Origin of the sequence: Paraburkholderia sp. GV068, assembly GCF_003058125.1 — a bacterium.
Lineage (GTDB): Bacteria > Pseudomonadota > Gammaproteobacteria > Burkholderiales > Burkholderiaceae > Paraburkholderia > Paraburkholderia graminis.
Genome location: NZ_QBUB01000001.1, coordinates 724,582 through 745,245 on the forward strand (window position 1 = coordinate 724,582; position 20,664 = coordinate 745,245).

The 20,664-nt window shown below is 62.2% G+C and carries 17 protein-coding genes; 9 read left to right on the top strand and 8 right to left on the bottom strand.

Annotated features, from left to right (window positions below):
• Positions 1–234: 234 nt before the first annotated feature.
• From C8K18_RS03290 to C8K18_RS03300, 3 genes are all read left to right on the top strand, one after another.
• Positions 235–1,053 (top strand): ABC transporter substrate-binding protein, encoded by an 819-nt coding sequence (locus C8K18_RS03290; protein WP_107706639.1) that lies wholly within the window; start codon positions 235–237, stop codon positions 1,051–1,053.
• 91 nt (positions 1,054–1,144) lie between these two features.
• Positions 1,145–1,885 carry an amino acid ABC transporter permease gene (locus C8K18_RS03295; RefSeq protein WP_181324801.1) on the top strand — a complete coding sequence of 247 codons (741 nt, stop codon included), beginning with the start codon at positions 1,145–1,147 and terminating at the stop codon, positions 1,883–1,885.
• Positions 1,882–2,646, top strand: coding sequence for an amino acid ABC transporter permease (locus C8K18_RS03300; protein WP_107706640.1), 765 nt, complete (start codon positions 1,882–1,884; stop codon positions 2,644–2,646). Before C8K18_RS03295 ends, C8K18_RS03300 begins: the two co-directional genes overlap by 4 nt.
• Positions 2,647–2,808: 162 nt before the next feature.
• On the opposite strand, the gene groL is transcribed toward C8K18_RS03300, so the two are convergent.
• Both groL and C8K18_RS03310 read right to left on the bottom strand, forming a co-directional pair.
• Positions 2,809–4,449: a chaperonin GroEL gene (gene groL, locus C8K18_RS03305; RefSeq protein ID WP_006052636.1), complete on the bottom strand. Its 1,641-nt coding sequence runs from the start codon at positions 4,447–4,449 to the stop codon at positions 2,809–2,811.
• Between the two features lie 18 nt (positions 4,450–4,467).
• Positions 4,468–4,758, bottom strand: a complete 291-nt coding sequence (locus tag C8K18_RS03310; protein ID WP_006052637.1) for a co-chaperone GroES — start codon at positions 4,756–4,758, stop codon at positions 4,468–4,470.
• Positions 4,759–5,058: 300 nt separating this feature from the next.
• Here C8K18_RS03310 and C8K18_RS03315 point away from each other — a divergent pair, with 300 nt between their 5' ends.
• Together C8K18_RS03315 and C8K18_RS03320 are read left to right on the top strand one after the other, a co-directional pair.
• Positions 5,059–6,555, top strand: a complete 1,497-nt coding sequence (locus C8K18_RS03315; RefSeq protein WP_107706641.1) for a sugar ABC transporter ATP-binding protein — start codon at positions 5,059–5,061, stop codon at positions 6,553–6,555.
• Positions 6,552–7,631, top strand: a complete 1,080-nt coding sequence (locus tag C8K18_RS03320; protein ID WP_107706642.1) for an ABC transporter permease — start codon at positions 6,552–6,554, stop codon at positions 7,629–7,631. The genes C8K18_RS03315 and C8K18_RS03320 overlap by 4 nt, the downstream gene beginning before the upstream one ends.
• Here the strand turns inward: C8K18_RS03320 and C8K18_RS03325 are convergent.
• The 4 genes from C8K18_RS03325 to C8K18_RS03340 are packed head-to-tail and all read right to left on the bottom strand — an operon-like array spanning position 7,622 to position 12,189.
• On the bottom strand, positions 7,622–8,581 hold the full coding sequence (locus C8K18_RS03325; protein WP_107706814.1) for an ABC transporter permease: 960 nt from the start codon (positions 8,579–8,581) through the stop codon (positions 7,622–7,624). The genes C8K18_RS03320 and C8K18_RS03325 overlap by 10 nt on opposite strands.
• A complete protein-coding gene (locus C8K18_RS03330) occupies positions 8,574–9,602 on the bottom strand; it encodes an ABC transporter permease (RefSeq protein WP_107706643.1) in 1,029 nt (342 codons plus the stop codon). The genes C8K18_RS03325 and C8K18_RS03330 overlap by 8 nt, the downstream gene beginning before the upstream one ends.
• Entirely contained in the window at positions 9,599–11,152 is a 1,554-nt protein-coding gene (locus tag C8K18_RS03335) for a sugar ABC transporter ATP-binding protein (RefSeq protein ID WP_107706644.1), read from the bottom strand. Before C8K18_RS03335 ends, C8K18_RS03330 begins: the two co-directional genes overlap by 4 nt.
• Positions 11,149–12,189 (bottom strand): sugar ABC transporter substrate-binding protein, encoded by a 1,041-nt coding sequence (locus tag C8K18_RS03340; protein WP_107706645.1) that lies wholly within the window; start codon positions 12,187–12,189, stop codon positions 11,149–11,151. The genes C8K18_RS03335 and C8K18_RS03340 overlap by 4 nt, the downstream gene beginning before the upstream one ends.
• Positions 12,190–12,425: 236 nt before the next feature.
• Here C8K18_RS03340 and C8K18_RS03345 point away from each other — a divergent pair, with 236 nt between their 5' ends.
• From C8K18_RS03345 to C8K18_RS03360, 4 genes are read left to right on the top strand one after another with little or no spacing between them, the layout of a single operon-like run.
• On the top strand, positions 12,426–13,673 hold the full coding sequence (locus tag C8K18_RS03345; protein ID WP_258196051.1) for an SfnB family sulfur acquisition oxidoreductase: 1,248 nt from the start codon (positions 12,426–12,428) through the stop codon (positions 13,671–13,673).
• Between the two features lie 4 nt (positions 13,674–13,677).
• Positions 13,678–14,892: an SfnB family sulfur acquisition oxidoreductase gene (locus C8K18_RS03350; RefSeq protein ID WP_107706646.1), complete on the top strand. Its 1,215-nt coding sequence runs from the start codon at positions 13,678–13,680 to the stop codon at positions 14,890–14,892.
• Positions 14,893–14,937: 45 nt separating this feature from the next.
• Positions 14,938–16,320, top strand: coding sequence for an LLM class flavin-dependent oxidoreductase (locus C8K18_RS03355; protein WP_053858307.1), 1,383 nt, complete (start codon positions 14,938–14,940; stop codon positions 16,318–16,320).
• 47 nt (positions 16,321–16,367) lie between these two features.
• Positions 16,368–17,444, top strand: a complete 1,077-nt coding sequence (locus C8K18_RS03360; RefSeq protein WP_029970784.1) for a substrate-binding domain-containing protein — start codon at positions 16,368–16,370, stop codon at positions 17,442–17,444.
• 597 nt (positions 17,445–18,041) lie between these two features.
• Here C8K18_RS03360 and C8K18_RS03365 read toward each other — a convergent pair.
• Entirely contained in the window at positions 18,042–19,580 is a 1,539-nt protein-coding gene (locus tag C8K18_RS03365) for an efflux transporter outer membrane subunit (protein ID WP_107706647.1), read from the bottom strand.
• Positions 19,577–20,653, bottom strand: coding sequence for an HlyD family secretion protein (locus tag C8K18_RS03370; protein ID WP_053858306.1), 1,077 nt, complete (start codon positions 20,651–20,653; stop codon positions 19,577–19,579). The genes C8K18_RS03365 and C8K18_RS03370 overlap by 4 nt, the downstream gene beginning before the upstream one ends.
• Positions 20,654–20,664 lie beyond the last annotated feature (11 nt).

Here is a 20,664-nt window from a genome sequence, read left to right on the forward strand (position 1 = left end):
GGTGCGTTGCGTGGATAGACGACAGGTTCCGCGCGGACACCCGCACTGAAAACGCGAACACGGGAATACCCAACCCCGCCGCCGCGCCCCACCCATTATCAGAAACGCTGCTTAGCACCTGAAAATTGCTTGGTTTGTGCCGTGCGCGAGCGTTGCTAGAGTCCACTTCTCACGCTAAGGCACGCGCTATTCGACCTCGCGCGCGGCCCATCAAAACAACAGGAAACCACCGCTATGAATCTCAGAGTGCTTGGCGCAGCGATCGCCGGAAGTCTGCTTGTCATGTCCGCCGCCGCGCACGCGGATCGCCTCGACGACATCAGGAAGGCGGGCGTATTGCGCGTGGCCGCGTTCGACAGCAATCCGCCGTTCGGCTTCGTCGATCCGAAGAGCAATCAGATCGTCGGGCTCGACGTCGATTATGCGCGAGCGCTCGCCACGCGCCTCGGCGTCAAGCTCGAGATCCAGCCGACCAATCCGGCGAACCGCATCGCGTTCCTGAAGTCGGGCAAGGTGGATCTCGTGTTCGCCAACTTCACGATTACCGACGACCGCAAGAAGGAAGTGGATTTCAGCACGCCGTATTTTGCGTCGGGCACGCAATTCATCGCGAAGAAGGGCACGCTTACTTCGCCGCAACAGTTGAACGGTTTGCGGATCGGCGCCGACAAAGGCACGACCAATGAGCAGCAGGTGCGCGCGCAATTCCCGAGCGCGACGATCATCGCTTACGACGACACGCCGTTCGCCTTCGCCGCGCTTCGCACGGGCAACGTGCAGGCGATCACGCAGGACGGACCGAAGCTCGTCGCGTTGCTGGCGAAGGTGCCGGACAAGGCGAACTACGAGATCCCGCCGTTCACGATCTCCAACGACTACGAAGGCGTGGGCGTGCCGAAGGGCGAGACGCGCCTGCTGAATGTCGTCAACGACACGCTGAAGGATCTCGAAGCCAAGGGCACGGCCGGCACGATCTACGATACCTGGTTCGGCCCGAAGAGCGCCGCGCCGCTGCCGCGTCTGTTCAGGATCGGCGATCCGCAGAAGAGCTGAACGCCCGTCGCTTGACAGCCGCCCCGACATGGCCCGGTCACGAAACGCGTGACCGGGCCTTCTTGCTGATACAGGACCGCGTTTTCTCCAAATGCATTTGATGAACTTCTGGCTGGGCCCGCGCTATCTCGGCTGGCTCGCGCACGGCTTCCTGATCACGCTGATCCTGTCGGCGTGCGTGAGCGTGTGCGCGACGTTGCTTGGATTCGGGCTGGCAATGGCCCGCATCGCGCAACATCGCGCGGTCGCCACGGCGGCGAAGCTCTACGTACTCGTGTTTCGCAATTCTCCGTTGCTGGTCCAATTGCTGTTCTGGTACTTCGGCGCGGCAATGCTGCTGCCTTCCGCGTGGATGACGTGGCTGAACACGCCGCATGTCCTGAGCGCCGGGCCGTTTGCGCTGCACTGGCCGAGCTTCGAACTGTTCGCCGGCTGGCTCGGGCTGACGTGCTACAGCACGGCCTTTATCGCCGAGGAGTTTCGCGCCGGAATCCGCGGCGTGGGCATCGCGCAATATCAGGCGAGCGCGGCATTGGGCATGACGCGTTACGCGACCTTGCGGCACGTGGTGCTGCCGCAAGCGGTGCGGATCGCCACGCCGCCGCTCGCGGGGCAATACATGAATATCGTGAAGAACTCGTCGCTGACGATGGCGATCGGCGTCGCCGAGTTGTCGTATGCGTCGCGCCAGGTCGACACGGAAAGCTTCCGGACTTTTCAGGCGTTCGGCACGGCAACCGTGCTGTATGTCGGCACCGTCGCGCTAATCGAAACGGCTCTCGTGATCTGGCAGCACACGGGCGTACGCGCGCTGCAACGGGGGCGAGCATGACCGCCCTCGAGTGGCTGCCGACGCTGCGCTATCTGCTGCTCGGTGCGTTTCCCAACGGGCCGCTGGGCGGCGCGGCGCTGACGGTCGTGCTCTCGGTGGTGTCGGCGTTGCTGTCCGCCGTCGTGGGATTGGCGGGCGGCGTGGCGCTCGCGCTGACACGCGGCGGCGCATACGTGGTGCTGCTCGGAATCGTCGCGTTTTTCCGCGCAATTCCGGTGCTGATGCTGATCTTCTGGACCTTCTTCCTGATGCCGACGCTGCTGCATATCGACGTGCCGGGCCTCGTCGCGGTGGTCTGCGCGCTGTCGCTGATCGGCGGCGCGTATCTGTCGCATGCGGTGCATGCGGGGATCGTGTCGGTCGGCGCGGGCCGGCAGCAGGCGGCGCTGTCGCTCGGGCTCACGCGCTGGCAGGCATTGCGTCATGTGGTGCTGCCGCAGGCCGTGCGCATCATGCTGCCGTCATTCGTGAATCAGTGGGTGTCGCTGGTGAAGGACACGTCGCTCGCGTATATCGTCGGCGTGCCGGAATTCACGTTTCTCGCCAATCAGGTCAACAGCCGTCTGATGATTTATCCCGCGCAGATTTTCGTATTCGTCGGGATCGTGTATCTGGTTTTGTGCTCCGCGCTGCAATGGATCGCGTCTCGGGTGTTGTTGCGGGAACGGGCGGTTCACGTGACGCGCATCGATGCGGCAACGGAAATGGAAACCGAGGCCAGTACGGTGCGCGATGAACAACACGGCGTGGCGGTGCGTTGATGCGATGAGTTTGCGCATCGGCTGCGGGCCGTGAGCGGAGAGCAGGCGAGAGCAGAACAGACACAAGCCGGCTCGCGATAAAGCGAATACCGGCCCGTGTCCCTTGCGTTTAACCGCGCGCAGTGCAAGTGCGCGATGCCTTGCGGCAGACGGTACGGGTACTTAGAAATCGAGTCCCGGCCCGCCCGCGCCGGGACCGCCCGGCTGTCCCGCTGCCGGCGCATCCTTCGGCGCTTCATGGACGGTGGCGTCGGTGGTGAGCAGCAGACCCGCGACCGATGCCGCGTTTTGCAGCGCCGTGCGCGTCACCTTGGTCGGATCGAGCACGCCCGATTCCACCAGGTCGCCATACTCGCCGGTCTGTGCGTTGTAGCCGAAATTGCCCGTGCCTTCCGCCACTTTCGCGACGACCACGCTGGCCTCTTCGCCGGCATTCGTCACGATCTGCCGCAGCGGTTCTTCTAGCGCGCGCAGCACGATCTTGATGCCCGCATCCTGATCGGCATTCACGCCCTTGAGCGCACTGATAGCCTGCTTCACGCGAATCAGCGCGACGCCGCCGCCCGGCACGATGCCTTCCTCGACAGCGGCACGCGTTGCATGCAGCGCGTCGTCGACACGGTCTTTCTTTTCCTTGACCTCGATCTCGGTCGCGCCGCCGACCTTGATGACCGCCACGCCGCCCGCCAGTTTCGCGACCCGTTCCTGCAGTTTCTCGCGGTCGTAGTCCGAACTGGCTTCCTCGATCTGCGTGCGAATCTGCTTCACGCGTGCTTCGATGTTCTTGCTGTCGCCCGCGCCGTCGATGACGGTGGTGTTTTCCTTGCCGACCTCGATCCGCTTGGCCTGACCGAGTTCCGCGAGCGTCGCTTTTTCGAGCGACAGTCCCGTTTCTTCGGCGATCACCTGGCCGCCGGTCAGAATCGCGATGTCTTCGAGCAGCGCCTTGCGGCGATCGCCGAAGCCCGGCGCCTTCACAGCAACCGTCTTCAGAATGCCGCGAATGTTGTTGACCACGAGCGTAGCCAGCGCTTCGCCTTCGACATCTTCCGCGATGATCAGAAGCGGGCGGCCGGCTTTCGCGACCTGTTCGAGAACCGGCAGCAGATCGCGAATGTTCGATACCTTCTTGTCGTGCAGCAGCACGAACGGGTTATCGAGCACGGCCACCTGTTTGTCCTGATCGTTGATGAAATACGGCGACAGGTAGCCACGATCGAATTGCAGACCTTCCACCACGTCGAGTTCATCGTCGAGCGACTTGCCGTCTTCCACGGTGATCACGCCTTCCTTGCCGACACGGTCGATCGCTTCGGCAATCCGCTGGCCGATCGACTCTTCGCCGTTGGCCGAGATCGTCGCGACCTGAGCGATTTCCTTGCTGGTCGTGGTCGGCCTGCTGATCTTCTTGAGCTCGTCGATCGCGGCGATCACGGCCTTGTCGATGCCGCGCTTCAGGTCCAGTGGATTGAGGCCCGCCGCCACATACTTCTGTCCTTCACGCACGATGGCTTGCGCGAGCACGGTCGCGGTGGTGGTGCCGTCGCCGGCGGCGTCGCTGGTGCGCGAGGCGACTTCCTTCACGAGCTGCGCGCCGATGTTCTGCACGCGATCGGGCAACTCGATTTCCTTGGCGACGGAGACGCCGTCCTTGGTCACGATGGGCGAACCGAAGCTGCGTTCGAGCACAACATTGCGGCCCTTCGGACCGAGCGTGACCTTGACCGCGTTGGCCAGAATGTTGACACCTTCCACGAGTTTCGAGCGGGCGACGTCGCTGAAAATGATTTCTTTTGCTGCCATGATTTGACGCTCCGTTCGTTATTGAGTGACCACTGCCACGACATCTTCTTCGCGCAGCACGAGCAGTTCGTTGCCGTCGACTTTGACCGACTGTCCCGCATATTTGCCGAACAGCACGCGCTCGCCGACCTTGAGGTCAGGTTCGACGCGCTTGCCGTCGCTATCGCGCTTGCCCGGACCAATGGCGATAACTTCGCCCTGATCGGGTTTTTCGGCAGCGCTTTCAGGAATCACGATGCCCGAAGCGGTTTTGGTTTCCTGGTCGAGACGCTTGACGATCAGGCGGTCATGCAAAGGACGTAGGCTCATGGTTCGATATCCGCGTGTGAGTTTTGGCACTCGTCGTTGGTGAGTGCTGACCGGAATCGAGTATAGAAAGAAGAGCGCGCGTTGCTCCAATAAGCGATTCATCGAAGGTTATGCGCGTTTGGCATTTGGGTGGAGGCTAGTCGCCCGTTGCTTGCCGTTCGGTCTCCGGGCCGATATCGGGCCAGGGAAGAGAAAGCGGCCACACTATCGATATGAGCAACGCTTCGTTGGCCGGCTGATATCCGCTAGCTACGATGGTCGGTCATTCGCTACGAGCGCAGTCACGCTGCGCGCTCTTCGATGGCCGTTCCCATTCTGACCGTCGCCGCCGTTTCGAAACGCTTCGGCCCCACGCTGGCGCTCGATTCCGTCGACTTCTCGATCAGCGCCGGTGAAGTCGTCGCGCTGATGGGCGCCAACGGCGCGGGCAAATCCACACTGGTCAAAATCTTGAGTGGGGTTTATCGCCCCGACGGCGGCAATCTGAGCTTGCGTGGCGAGCCGTTCCAGCCCGCGTCGCCGCATCACGCGAAACAGCTCGGCATTGCCACCGTCCACCAGTCCATTGCTGATGCGGTGGTGCCGACGCTTTCCATAGCGGACAACCTGTTGCTCGACCGCCTGTGCGATCCGGCCTCGCCGTGGCGCGCGCCGCCGGCAGCGCGCATTCGTGACGCAGCGCCGTTGGCCGCGCGGGTAGGGCTGGACGCCGATCTGGCTGCGCCCTTGGCGTCGCTGTCGCTCGCCGCGCAGCAGCTCGTGACGCTGGCGCGTGCTTTGGCTACGCGACCGGCGCTGCTGATTCTCGATGAACCCACGGCCAGTCTGTCCGAGCCGGAGGCCGAGCGTCTCTTTGCGTTGCTCGAGCGCTTGCGCGATGAAGGTGTTGCGATTCTGCTGGTATCGCATCGGCTCGGCGACCTGCGTCGTATTGCGCAGCGCGTGACGATTGTGCGCGACGGCCGCATCGTCTCCGACTTGCGCGCGCCGATCGATTTCAACGCCGCAGTGGAAACGATGATCGGCCGCAAACTGCGCAGCGATCGCAACGCGGCTGTGTCCACTCAAGCTGCTCTTTCCGCTCAGAAGCCCTGCTTCAGCGTGCGCGATCTGCAATTGACGCCCGGCAGCGTCCCTTTCGATCTCGACGTGCAGCAAGGCGAAATCGTCGCGATCGCCGGGCCGGTCGGCGGGGGCAAGTCGCGTTTTGCACGGGCCATTTTTGGCGCGATCCGCACAGCGTCCGGCACGATGACGCTCGACGGCAAGCCGTGGCGTCCGGGCTCACCTGCCGACGCAATCCGCGCCGGTGTCTTCCTCGCGGGCGAAGACCGTTGGCGTACGTCGCTGTTTCCGGACAGCGTACCGTTCGCGTCGATCGCGGGCACGCTCAGCTTTCCGTTTCTCACGCGCTGGTTCAGGCGGGGCGTGGTCAATCGCGGCCGCGAACAGCGCGCGGCGGCCGACGCAATCGACAACTTCGGGATTCGCTGCACGGGTCCGGATGACCGGCTCACGCGTCTATCAGGCGGCAATCAGCAGAAAGTCGTGCTCGCGCGCTGGCATGCGCAGCCCGCGCGTTTGCTGCTGCTCGACGAACCGTTTCAGGGCGTCGATGCGGGCGCACGAGCCGATATCGTCGATACGTTGCGGCGTCACGCCGGCCAACGCGCCACGCTCGTTTTCGTCAGCGATCTCGAGGAGGCGCTCGAGATCGCCGATCGCGTCGTCCGTTTCGATCGGGCCACGCTCGAGCCTGCCGCCCATTCCGACCTCAATCTCCACACTCACTCATGAAAACCAGCTCTTCGATTGCATCCGAGGCCGTCGATCAAAACGCTCATGCGGCACGAACCCCGGTCGCACGCAAAGGCGGCGCATTGCGCAGCCTGCGAGGCCACCTCGAACGAACCGGCATGCTCCTTGTGCTCGCGCTACTGATCGTCGTCTTTGCGCTCAACCAGCCGGCGTTTCTGAATATCGACAACCTGTTCAGCATTTTGCAGTCGGTGTCGATTGTGGCGCTGCTCGGAATCGGCGTGACCGTGACGCTTGCGGCGGGCGGTTTCGATCTGTCGGTGGGCAGCGTGGCCGCATCGGCGCAGATGGCGGCGAGCTATGTGTTGATCGTCTGGCACGGCAATACGCTCGCGGCGGTCGCCGCATGCCTCGTCCTCGGCGTGCTGGCGGGTCTCTTCAACGGCCTGCTGATTACGCGCCTGCGCGTGCCGGATCAGCTTGCCACGCTCGGCACGCTGTTTCTGCTGGCCGGCTTGCAATTGATACCCACAGGTGGCCGTTCGCTCGCCACGGGTACGATCCTGCCCGACGGCACGGAAACGACCGGCGTATTCCCCGATGCGTTCCTGGCGCTCGGACGTCTGCGTCTATTCGACGTCGTGCCGTTGCCGGTGATCGTGCTTGCCGTGTTGACGGTGGTGGCTTGCGTGCTGATGGAAAGCACGCGCTGGGGCCGCGTCATTTACGCAATCGGCGGCAACGAGACGGCGGCGCGTCTGGCTGGTGCACCGACTGCGCGCTACCGGATTGCCGCGTATGTCGTGTCGGGCGCGATTGCTTCGCTGGGCGGCGTGCTGATTGCAGCGCGCGTCGGCCGTGGCGATGTCAGCGCGGGCCATTCGATGCTGCTCGATGCCGTCGCGGCATCGCTGGTCGGATACGCGGTGTGGGGCGCCAAGCGGCCGAACGTGTTCGGCACGGTCGTCGGCGCGGTGTTCGTCGGTGTGTTGTTGAACGGCTTGACGATGCTCAACGCGCCGTACTACATGCAGGATTTCATCAAGGGTGTGCTGCTGGTCGGCGCGTTGGCATTTACGTTTAGCGTGGGACGTGGCGCGGAATCTCACGCATAACGGGCGCGGCGCTGAGCGAAGCTGACGGCCAGCACGGCGAAGATCAATGCGCCGGTCGCCACTTGTTGCCAGTAGAAATTCCAGCCGATCAGCAAGAGTCCGTTTGCGACCAGACTGAGCAGCAGCACGCCAAGCAAGGTGCCGACGACGCCAGGACGGCGCGTCGGCGACAACGTGGTGCCGATAAACGTCGCACCGATCGCATTGAGCAGATAACCGTTGCCGGCCTGCGGAACGTACGCTTTGACGGTGGACGAAAGCAGCAGTCCCACGACGCCATAAATCAACGCGCTGGCGATAAAAGTCACTGCCGTGATCGTCGCCACCGGCAGCCCCGAATAGCGTGCAACGCCAGGTTGCGCGCCAAGCGCCGTGATTGCCCTGCCGAACGCGGAGCGCGAAAGCGTGATGTGTACGATAAGCGCCAATGCAGCCACGATCCATAACGGCACCGGCAGCCCGGCTACGGCGCCATGCGCGAGCGCACTGAATAGCGGCGGCAACGCCATATTCAACAGATACACGGGCTGTCCGCCATCGGTCGCGAGTTGTTGCACGGTTTGTCCGATGAACAACGTGCCGAGCGTCGCGAGAAACGGTGCGATGCCGAGTCTGCCGATCAGCACGCCGTTGAACGCGCCAATTACGAATGCGGCGGCGAGACCGCCCAATGCCGCCGGCAACACGCCCACATGATGGGCGCTCAACAGCACGAACGCGAGACTGGCGACGTCGATGGACGTGCCGAGCGACAGATCGATCGCACCCAGGGACAATGCGAGCGTCATGCCAAGCGAGGCGATAGCGAGCAATGCGAAGTTGTTGAGAAGAACGTCGGCGAGATTGCCGGCCCGCGCAAAACCGGGCGCAAAAACCGCAAAGAAAACGATCACGGCGATCAATGCGCCGACTAGCGCGAAGCGCTGAAAGCGTCCGATGGTTTCAATCATGGGCATGACTCCCCGCATGACGGCGGCGGACCAGAGCAGTGGTGGCGACCACAAACAGAATCAACACGCCTTCCACTCCGTTGACCCAATAGCTCGATACATTGTCGAGTTGAAAGCCGTTGCTGATCACGCCGATAAAAAGCACGGCGAGCAGCGTGCCCGGAATGGTCGGCACGAGACGCCGCGAAAACACGACGCCGAGCAATGCCGCCGCGACGGTCGCCAGCAGATTTTCTCCCGCGCCCGGTGAACTGCCGCTGAGTAGCGCGGTGGAAGCCAGTGCCGCCAACGCAGCCGCCACGCCGCTCAACACGTAACTGGCCGCAATGTAGCGATGAGTTCGAACGCCCGCTGCCTGCGCGGCGTCGCGATGAGCGCCGACCGCGCGCAAGCGCAATCCGAACGGTGTGTAGTGAATCAGCAAGGTGAAGAGCGCGGCAACGAGCAGCAACGTATACGCAAGATGGGGCACGCCAAGCGCGCCATTGTCAAGCAGGAAGCCAGGCAATGCTCCGCTTGCAGGCACCGACGTATTCTGCGTGAGCACCAGTTCGAATCCGGCGCAGAGATTCATCGTCGTCAGTGTGGCAAGCAACGGGAAGATGCGCAGTACGATCACGGCGAACGCGTTGAGCGCACCGACTGCGGCGCCCGCTGCCAGCGTCAGCGCGAAAGCGTTCAAAGGCGAAAAGCCCTCGCGCAGCGTCACCGCGTACACCGCCGCACTCAGCCCGAGATTGGCCGCGACGGACAGATCAAGGCCGCCTCTGATCGGATCGGCACCGCCGCCTATCAGTACAATCGTCAACCCAAAGCCGAGTATTCCAACTACGGCGGATTGCTGCACGACGTTGGCCAGATTGGCGAGGCTGAAAAAGAGCGGCGAACTGATGGCAAAGCCGACGAACACAGCGGCAAAGGCGAGCGCCGCACCGCTGCGCAGCCACCATTGCGCGCCGAAGAAGCGCTCGGGTATGTCGAATTTGCCGCTACGTGGCGCGTTTTCGAGAACCTTGCTCATGCGGCAACCTCCTGTTGCGATGACGCACCGCGTGCACCGGTTGCCCATGCGAGCACGTCCTGGCTATCGGCTTCGCGTGAGACGAGTTCGCGTACGATCCGGCCACGCGCCATCACCAGCACGCGGTCGGTCATGCCGAGCAGTTCGATCAGATCGCTGGAGAACAGCAGTACGGCGGCACCGTCCCGCGCAAGCCGGTCCAGCAGACGATAGATCTCCGTCTTCGCGCCGATGTCGACGCCGACTGTAGGCTCATCGAGCAGATACACCGACGACGCGCGGCTCAGCCACTTCGCGAGCGCGACTTTCTGCTGGTTACCTCCGGACAGATGCCGCACCGGCGCTTCCGTGCCCGGCGTGCGCACGGCCAGATCCTCGATCAGACCTTGCACGGCGAGGGTCTCGCTGCGTTGCTTCAGCAGCCCGAAGCGACTGAAGCGCGCGAGACTGGCAAGCGTCGTGTTCTCGCGCACGGAAAGCGCGGGCGCAACGCCGTGCGCGCGCCGGTCTTCCGGAACGAAGGCAATGCGTCGGCGCACGGCGTCCTGCGGACGTCGCAAACGCACCGGCTTGCCGTCGATTTCGATCACGCCCTCGACGCCGCGTTCAAGCCCGAACAGACTGCGGATCACCTGCTTGCCGCCGGAGCCGAGCAAACCGGTCACGCCGATAATCTCGCCGCGCCGCACATCGAACGAGACGTCGTCGAAGCGGTTTTGCGCGCTCAATTTGCGTACGCTCAACACGGTTTCGCCAGGTGTGCGCGCCGACTGGGGCATACGCGTTTGCGGCTGCGCGCCGATCATTGCCGTGACGAGCGACTCCGTAGAGGTGGTGCGTGCATCGACATGAGCGACGTCCGCGCCGTCGCGCAGCACGGTCACGCGATCGCAGACAGCGGCGATTTCGTTGAGGTAATGCGACACGTAAAGGATGGTCAGGCCGCGTTGCCGGAGACGATCGATGGTCTGCAGCAAGCGGTCCACTTCGCGGCTCACCAGCGCCGCGGTCGGTTCGTCGAAGACGAGGATGCGCGGCTCGCGAATCAGTTCGCGCGTGATCTGCACGATTTGCTGTTCAGCGACGCTGAGATCGGCTATCAGCCGGTTGGGCGGCAAGTCGACACCGAAGTGTTTCTGCAACGCGTCACGCGCATCGCGCTGCATGCGGCGCACGTCCAGTAGACGAAACGGGCCCGCCGCGCGTGGACCGAAGCTGCGTTCGTCGCCCAGCCAGAGCGCTTCCGCGACCGTGAAGGTGGGCGGCAGCATGCGTTCCTGATGGATGAAGCCAATGCCGGACCCATGCGGGTGAGCGGACGCATCGAGCGGTTGTTCGATGCCGTCGACGCTGATCGTGCCCGAGTCCGCTGCGTGAATGCCGGCGAGAATCTTGATCAGCGTCGATTTGCCCGCGCCGTTCTGGCCGATCAGACCGTGTACGCTGCCGCGCGCCACGTTGAGCGACGCGCCGCGCAGCGCGGGCACGCCGTCGAAATGTTTGACGACGCCGCGCAGCTCGAGCGCGGAAAGATGCGCCTTTGGATTCATTTCGAGCCGAGTTGTCCCAGGGTTTGCTGGACGTTGCCGGCGTTGTCCTTGGTGACGAGAATCGACGGCACGTAAGTGTAGGGCGGCAAGGTGCGGTCGCCCGCGAGGTAGCGCGCGACGTTGTCCACGGCCGTCTTGCCGATCAACGCCGGTTGCTGTGCGACCACGGCGCCTGCGCTCGACTTCGGGTCCTTGACGAGCGCCACGACGTCCGGGCTGCCATCCACGGCGTAGGTTCTGATTTCATTTCGATGCGCGGCATCCACGGCCTGGGTGGCGCCGACCTGCGGCACGTCCCATGCCGACCAGATCGCGGCAATCTGCCCCTTCGGATACTTCGCGAGCAACTGGCTCACTTGCGCATACGCGCTTTGCACCGTGTTCGGGATTACATCGCGCAACTCGGGCTGAATGATGTGTACTTTCGGGTAGTACTTCAGCACGGCTTTCAACTGGTCGTAGCGGATTGCGCAAACCGGCACGCCGTAAAAACCATTGAATACGAGGATGTTGCCCTCGCCGTGAATGTCGTTGACGAGCTTCAGCGCAAGCTGTTCGCCGATGAAGAAGTTATCCGAAGTCGTGTCGTTGATACTCGACGGAGACGCTGTGTCGATTGTGAACAGCGGGATGTTGGCCTGGCGTATTTTCTGCAACCACGGCTCCAGCACTGTTGCAGTGCCCAATTGCTCGATGATCGCATCGGGCTTCTGCGCGATCAGCGTCTGGATCTGCGCAATCTGGCGGTTGTCGTTGCGGCCCGCGTCGAGCGCGATCGGTGTGCCGCCGAGGCGTTTTACTTCATCCACGGCGCCCTGGTAGGCTTTCAGATCCCAGTAATGATCCGTGCCTGCCACAGTAATGCCGATGCGTTTGCCCTTGAGCGAGGGCACCGGCGCGGCGTTATCGCCCGTGGACGCCGCTGCGGGCGTTTCGCCTTGCGCGTGCGCTAGAGAGAAGAGGCCTCCGCCGAGTGTGAAAGCGGTTGCGGCGAGCAGCGAGAACAGAGTGTGCAGAGTGGGCAGAGGGCGTTTCATGGTGTCCGGTTTGAAGAGGCAAGAAGGTCCATCCTGCGATGACTCTAATCAACAACGCATCGCGCATGAAACTATCGAATCGGACTATCTTTATCAGGTCGGCTGCGAAGTGCTTATCTGCGGAGGCGGAAAAATTCGTTTGCCATCCGAAGGAATATTCATTTCATAAACGTTCAGTTTGCGCGCGTCGTACCCGCTGATAGATTGTGTAATCAGTCACTCAAGCGGAGATTCGTATGGCCGAGGTACATGAAGCGAACGAAGCGAACGCGTCGCAGGTAAGCGGTGTGCATCAACATGCCGCGCGTGTCATTGCGGATGACGCCGAGGCGATTGCCGTCGCACATGAACTGGCTGTGCGTCTTGCCAGGGACGCCGCTCAACGCGATCGCGAACGCCGCTTGCCGCACGAAGAAATTGAATGGTTTTCGCAATCGGGCCTGTGGGCGATCACCGTGCCGAAGGCGTATGGCGGCGCGGGCGTGTCCTTCGTGACGCTGACGGAAGTGATCAAGATCGTTGCAGCAGCAGATCCGTCGCTCGGACAGTTGCCGCAAAACCACTTCGGTCTGGTGGATGTCATTTCGCTGACAGGGACGGAAGAACAGAAGCGCTATTTCTTTGCGCAGATAGTGAGCGGCAAGCGCTTCGGTAACGGCTTTTCGGAAAAGGGCACGAAACACGTACTGGATCTGAAGACGCGCGTGCGGCGTGACGGTGACGACTACGTGGTCGACGGCACCAAGTTCTACTCGACGGGGGCGTTGTTTGCGCACTTCGTGCCGGTGCTGGGCCTCGATGACGAGCGTAAAGGCTGGCTCGCGTATATACCGAAGGGCACGCCGGGTCTGAATGTGATCGACGACTGGTCGGGCTTTGGGCAACGCACCACGGCGAGCGGTACGGTCGTGCTCGAGGGCGTGCGCGTGCCTGCGTCGCATGTGTTCCCTGCGCATCGCGTGTCCGATTTCCCCACCTTGAACGGACCCGTTTCGCAGATCATTCAGGCGGCGATCGACGCGGGCATCGCACAGGCCGCGGTGAACGACACGCTGACGTTCGTGCGCACGCGCTCGCGGCCGTGGATCGATAGCAATGTCGAGCGCGCCGGCGACGATCCGCTGACGGTGCGCGAAATCGGCCACCTGCATATTCAGTTGCACGCCGCCGAGGCGCTGCTGGAACGCGCCGCACGGACACTCGACGCGATCGCCGCCAAGGGCGAAACCACCGAGGACGATGTGGCGCTAGCTTCCGTCGCAGTCGGCGAGGCCAAAGTCCTGACCACGGAAATCGCACTACTGGCGAGCGAAAAGCTGTTCGAGCTCGCAGGCACGCAGTCCACCTTGAGCGAACACAATCTGGACCGCCACTGGCGCAATGCGCGCACGCATACCTTGCACGATCCGGTGCGCTGGAAATATCACCTTGTCGGCAACTACTATCTGAACGGCGTCAAACCGGCCCGGCATGCGTGGAACTGATGCTATGAATGCCTTGACAGAACCGGCGGCGCGTAGTGAAGCAAGGCGGATTGCCAACGACGAAGAAGCGCTGTACGTCGCGCGCCAGTTAGCGCGGGACTTCGCCCGCGAAGCGTCGCAGCGTGACCGTGAGCGCCGCTTGCCGCATGCGGAAATCGAAGCGTACTCGTCGAGCGGTCTTTGGGGCATTGCTGTGCCGCGCGAGTTTGGTGGACCCCAGGTGTCGTTTGCGACGCTGGCCGAGGTAACCGCAATCATCTCCGAAGCCGATCCTGCAATAGGCCAGATTCCGCAAAATCACTTCTATATGCTGGACGTGTTGCGGGTTAACGGCACGCGCGAACAGCAGGCGTTTTACTTCGAACGGGCGCTTGCGGGCGAACGATTCGGCAATGCGCTGTCTGAGCGCGGCACCCGAACCGTCGCCGATTACCGCACCACGTTGACACCGGATGGCAACGGCTTTCGCATCAACGGGACGAAGTTCTATTCGACGGGTGCGCTGTTTGCGCAGTGGATTCCCATTGTCGCGAAGGCTTCCGACAATACGCTGCATGTGGCGTTTGCGAGCGCGCAGACGCCGGGCTTGTCCGTGGTGGATGACTGGTCGGGCTTTGGCCAGCGGACCACGGGTAGCGGCACGACCACGCTCGATAACGTTTATGTGGAAGCCGCCGCCGTCGTGCCGTATAGCGCGGCGTTCAATGCGAAGCCCACGACGGTGGGCCCGGTCGGTCAATTGATTCACGCCGCAGTGGATCTTGGCATTGCGCGCGCCGCGTTCGCCGATGCACGGCGCTTCGTTCGCGAGCGGTCGCGTCCGTGGATCGACAGCGGCGTGGAACGCGCAAGCGACGATCCGCTGACGATCGAATTGTTCGGCAAGCTCGCGTTGCAACTCAATGCCGCGGACGCGCTGGTTGAGCGCGCAGGACGCAAGGTGGACCTCGCGGCTCAGGAGTCGAATGAGCAGACCGTTGCTGCCGCATCGATTGCTGTGGCGCAGGCGCGTGCGGCCACAACGGAAATAGCGTTGCAGGCCTCGACGCGTCTAATCGAACTGGCGGGCACGCAGTCCACGTTGAGCGAGCACAACCTCGACCGCCACTGGCGCAATGCCCGCACGCATACGCTGCATGATCCGGTGCGCTGGAAATACATCGCCGTCGGCAACTACTTTCTGAACGACGTGCTGCCGCCGCGTCACGGCGCGATTTAGCGCGCTCGCCGCTTCCTTTCCGCATCAACCTAACTGGATCCGATTATGGCCAGACAGATCCGTCTAAACGCGTTCGACATGAATTGCGTTGGGCATCAGTCGCCGGGCTTGTGGGCGCATCCGCGTGACACATCGTGGCGATACAAGCACCTCGATTACTGGACCGATCTTGCGAAGCTGCTCGAGCGCGGCAAGTTCGATGGCCTGTTCATCGCGGATGTGCTCGGCATTTACGATGTCTTCAAGGGCAACGGCGAAGCGGCGATCCGTCAGGCGGCGCAGGTGCCCGTCAACGATCCGATCCTGCTCGTTTCGGCGATGGCGAATGTCACCCAGCATCTCGGCTTTGGCGTGACGTGCTCGCTTTCGTACGAGCACCCGTATCCGTTTGCGCGGCGCATGTCGACGCTCGATCATCTGACCAACGGGCGCGTGGGCTGGAACATCGTGACGTCGTATCTGGATAGCGCGGCGCGCAATGTCGGTTTGCCGAGCCAGGCGGATCACGACGAACGCTATGCGCTCGCCGAAGAATATCTGGACGTTTGCTACAAGTTATGGGAGTCGTCATGGGAAGACGACGCCGTTGTGCGCGATGGCGAACGACAGGTCTTTACCGAGCCGTCGAAGGTGCATCCCATCGAGCATCACGGTAAGTACTTCGACGTGCCGGGCATCCACCTTTGTGAGCCTTCTGTGCAGCGTACGCCGGTGCTGTACCAGGCGGGCGCATCGAAGCGAGGGAAGGACTTCGCCGCGCAGCATGCCGAGTGCATTTTCATCGCGGCGCCGTCGCGCACCATTCTCAAGCAGTTCGTCGCGGATATTCGCGCTCGCGTGAAGTCATTTGGCCGCGATCCGCATGACGTGCTGATTTTCAATCTGCATACGGTGATTACCGGAAAGACCTCCGCCGAGGCCCATGCAAAACATGCGGATTATCGGCGCTATGCAAGCGACGAGGGGGCGCTCGCGTTGATGTCGGGCTGGACAGGCATCGACCTGTCGAAGTACGAACTGGACGAGCCGCTGCGTCACGTCGAGAGCAACGCGGTGCAATCCGCGGTGGAGGCTCTATCGAGCGCCGATCCCACGCGCGTATGGACCGTACGCGAGATTGCGAAGTGGGGTGGCATTGGCGGACTTGGACCGTTGTCGGTGGGTGATCCGCAGGAGATTGCCGACGAGTTGCAGTCGTGGGTCGAAGAGACCGACGTCGACGGTTTCAATCTCGCCTATGCACTGACGCACGAAACGTTTAGCGATTTCGTCGATCTCGTCGTGCCGGAATTGCAGCGCCGCGGCGTGTACAAGACCGAGTATTCGAACGGTTCGCTGCGCGAAAAATTGCATGGCAAGGGGGCGCGTCTTGCGCAACCGCATCCTGGCGCGCGCTACCGGGCTCGACATACGGCGCACGCCGAATAGTTTGCATTCACCCATCACTACGTTAACCGGTTTGCAGGAGACCTCCGATGAAATCGATTTTTAGTCACACGTTGCGCGCGCGACGCATGGCTGTTGCATTGACGTTGTTCTCCGCGGCGGCGATGCTGGGCGTTGGTCAGCCGACGCACGCCGCGCCGCTCAAGGGCGCACCTGCACCGTTCGACAAGGGCGGCGTGAAGATTGCGTTGGTCAACTATCTTTCGGAGGGCGATTTCTTCCAGGCCTATGAGGCCGGCGCGCAGAAGCAGGCCAAGGCGCTTGGGATCGATCTGCGCATCTACGAGGGGCGGCAGGATGCCGCCGAACAACGCGAGCAGATTCAGCAGGCGATCAGCCTTGGCGTCTCGGCGATCATCGTGAATCATGGCTTGCCGGAATCGCTTAAGGACGTGGTGCAGCGAGCGTTGGATAAAGGCATCAAGGTGGTTGCATTTGACGTCGACCTGAACAACCCGAAGGTGCCGCAGATCGAGCAGAGCGATCATGACCTTGCGACGCTGCTGTTGAATCAGGCGGTCAAGGATAACGGCGACGCGTTCTCCGCCGGCTATGTCTATGTGGCGGGCTTTGCGCCGCTGGACCGGCGCGATGCCGTGTGGCGCGAGTTCAAGAGTGCGCATCCACAGGTGCAGGAGAAGGCGCGCTTTGGGACGGTGAACAATCCGATTGCGCAATCGGTCGCGAACCAGGCCGCGGCGGCTTACCGTGCGCATCCTGACATTCGTGTGGTCTTTGCGCCTTATGATGAATTTGCACGCGGCGCGAAGCTGGCGGCGGATGAAGCGAAACTAGGATCAAAGGTTCGCATTTACAGTGCCGATATCTCGACTGCGGACATAGAGGCGATTCGCGCGCCTAATAGTGCGTGGGTAGCGACCGCTGCGACTAATCCCGCGGTGGTTGGCGCTGTTTCTGTGCGGGCCGCGGCTTTGGCAGTGGCGGGTGAGGGTCTTGCGCATCATATCGTGGTCAAGCCTACGCTTATTACGCGTGACGATCTCGTGAAGAACGACATCAAGACTGTCACGGAGCTGGGGGCCAGGTTTCCGGCGTTCAGGTCTAGCGATGCGGCGAGTGCTGCCTGGATTCCTGTGGCGGAATGAAGGTAACGCTATTTTCTTTGTCTCGATGAGGGGGGCGCCAGTGCAGAAGCTTGCCGGGGCCCGCTATGTCAGCCGGGCGGCCCTCATACAGACTTCGACCCGTTGCTGAGCCGAGGAACTGCCTGTCGTTCATCGGCGGCACGCGTCCCAGCCCGGCCCTGCTAACTGCCCTGATAGATGTCGCAAGACAAGCCCACGACACAAGCGCCGCCATTCCTCGCGCGTCCGCTTGCGGTCGATCCGCTGTACTGCGGTCCGCGGGAGTCGTTGCCGCTCATGGACCCGGACGACTGCGCCATCGGCGGTTGAGACAGCGTTGAGTTTGCCCCCTGACTGGTATTGCCGGCCGGCTGCGAAAATGCAACGCCCGATCCGGCAAAGAGCGCCGTTGCGACGAGTACTGAAGCAAGAGAGACTTTCATTTTCCACCTCGATTAAAAGAACGATTCTGATTAGTCGATCACGATGACCAATAGAATCGCGCAGATTGAACTGCTGATTTCAAGTGCCCCATTGGTTCCCCGTTAGTGCCACATCAGTGCCGCAATTCGCTATTGCGTGTCGATTGTTAGAAGGAGAGCATTGGCAGGCAGGAAGTTACTGCCTGGCATCCTGCTGCGCGTACGTCGACTCCCAACCGCCGCCGAGTGCCTTGCATAACGTGATGAGATTCGTCGCCGCGTTCGCCGTGCTGCGCTCCAGATTGCTTTGCGCGTCGAGCAACTGCTTCTGCACATTGAGTACATCGAGAAAATCGACGGCGCCCGCTTTATATCGTTGCCGCGCAATCGAAAGCGCACTCTGATTCAGACGTACGACCTGTTGCAGGCGCTCATTGCGCCGCTGTTCTGCGTCATACAGGACCAGTGCATCGTCGACTTCGCGCCACGCGGCCAGCACCGTGCGCTTGTAGACGATTGCGGCTTCCTGCTGTTGCGCCTCGCGCAAATGAAGTGTTCCTTTCAGGCGGCCGCCTTCGAAGATGGGAAGCGTGATCGACGGTCCGATAACAAACTGTCCCGATGCCCAGTCCGCGAGATTCGAAAGCTGAAGGCTCTGAAATCCCGCGCTGCCGTTCAGCGATATGCGTGGATAGAAATCCGCTTTCGCCATTCCAATCGCAGCGGTGGCGGCGTGCAACTGCGCCTCGGCTCTTCTGATGTCGGGCCGCCGTTGCACGACTTCCGATGCGAAGCCGATAGGCACATTGTTCGGGAGCTTCGGAACAGCGCCTCGCGCGCTCAAGGTTTGCTGTAGTTCGCCAGGCTGCATTCCGAGCAATAAGCCAATTGAGTTGATGGTCGTCTCGCAGTTGGCTTCAAGAGTCGGAATGAGGCTTTCAATCGACGCCGCCTGGGCGGCCGCGTTCGCGACGTCCAGATTCGTCGTGACGCCTTCACGCACGCGTGTTTCCGTGAGCTTCGTGGCATCGCGTGCTATTTCAAGGTTCTGCTGGGCTATTTCAAGCAGAGCCTGAGTGTCGCGCAACTGCACATAGTCGCGAGCCAATTCGGCCCGCGCGGACAGGAGCACGAAGTTCCGGTCCTCATATGATGCGTTACTCACCGCCGTCGCGGCCTCGACACCGCGTCGTACGCGTCCCCAGAAATCGAGTTCCCACGATGCATCGAAGCCGAACTGATAGAGGTCGTAAGCGGGCGAGCCTTTGTCGCCTGGCAATGGGGCCACGCCAGTAGGCGACGCGCCCGAGGCCGACTGGCTTTGGCTTCCTGTCGGCGTCACGCCGAGCAAAGACAGAATGCCGTTCATGCTGCCTCGCTCGCGGTTATACGATGCGGCGCCGCTCACGGTCGGGTACTCGTCCGCGCCGACAATACGTTGCTGCGCACGGCTTTGGCGCAAGCGGGCCGACGCGGCGGCGACGTCGAGATTCGCATCGGTGAGGCGTTGCTCCAGCGAGTCCAGCGTGGAATCGTTGAGCAGCTTCCACCAGTCCGAATCAAAGCCGGCTTCGATCGCGCGGCTTGGCGCCTGTGCGGATTGCGTGCGACTGAATACATCGGGCACAGCGGTCTGCGGGCGCTCGAAATTGGGGCCGACCATGCACGCACTGAGCAACATGCCAAGCAGCGTCGCGAGGACCGGTGTGCGGATTGAACACAGGTTCGCGTTCATTTTGGGTCCGCTCCGCTGATCGACACTTCGGCGGGCTTGCCGACATCGACTTCCGTTTCGACAGAGAGGCCCACGCTCAATGCAGACGCAGCCTGTTGCCCCGGGTCGATGCTGATTTTGACAGGCACACGCTGAACGACCTTCGTGAAGTTGCCGGTGGCGTTCTCCGGCGCAATGGGCGCGAAGCTCACGCCGGTAGCAGGCGCAAGACTGTCGACGTGGCCTCGGATCACGACGCCTGGAAAGCTGTCCACCTTAATACGCACGCGTGCGCCGGGCCGCATTCTCGCGAGCTGGTTTTCCTGGAAATTCGCCACGACGTATGCGTCCGATAGCGGAACGATGGCGACAAGCGGGGCGCCCGGCGTAACAAATGCGCCCACACGTGCGGAACGTCTGCCGATCTTGCCGTCGACCGGTGCGCGAATCTCCGTATACGACAGGTTGAGCTTTGCCTGCTGGAGCGTGGCTTCGCTATGCGCTAACGCGCCGGCCGCCTTGTCGCGCTGTGCACGCAAAACGTCGAGGTTCTGCTCGGTCGCGACAAGCACTGCCTGATTGCGCGATTGCTGCGCCAGTTGCTCGGCTAATGCGCTGGAAGAACGCTGCTGCTCTTGCGTCGTTCCGGCGCCGGCTTCCGAAAGATTGCTGTAACGCGCGGCGTTTGCTCGCGCAAACTGGATCTCCGCTTCGTCGGAGCGAAGCGTGGCTCGCGCCTGCGCGACGAGCGCGGGGTGACGCGCGATTTCGGCGTCGTAGTTAACGACCGATGCTTTCGCTGCAGCGACGTCCGCTTCGGCGCTCATCAGTGCGGCGCGGAAATCGCGGTCGTCGATGCGTGCGATCAGTTGCCCCGTCTTCACCTGCTGATTGTCCGCGACAGGTACTTCGGAAAGCTGGCCGGGGATACGCGCTGCGAGCAGCGTGAAATCGGCCGTGACATAGGCGTCGTTGGTCGACTCGCTATTGGGCGTCGCGAGCAGCCATATGCAGGCGACACCAATGGCGCAAGCTACTGACACATACGCTATGAGGCGAAGCGTTTTGTTGGAAGGGCGGGTGAGAACTGACATATCTATTGTCG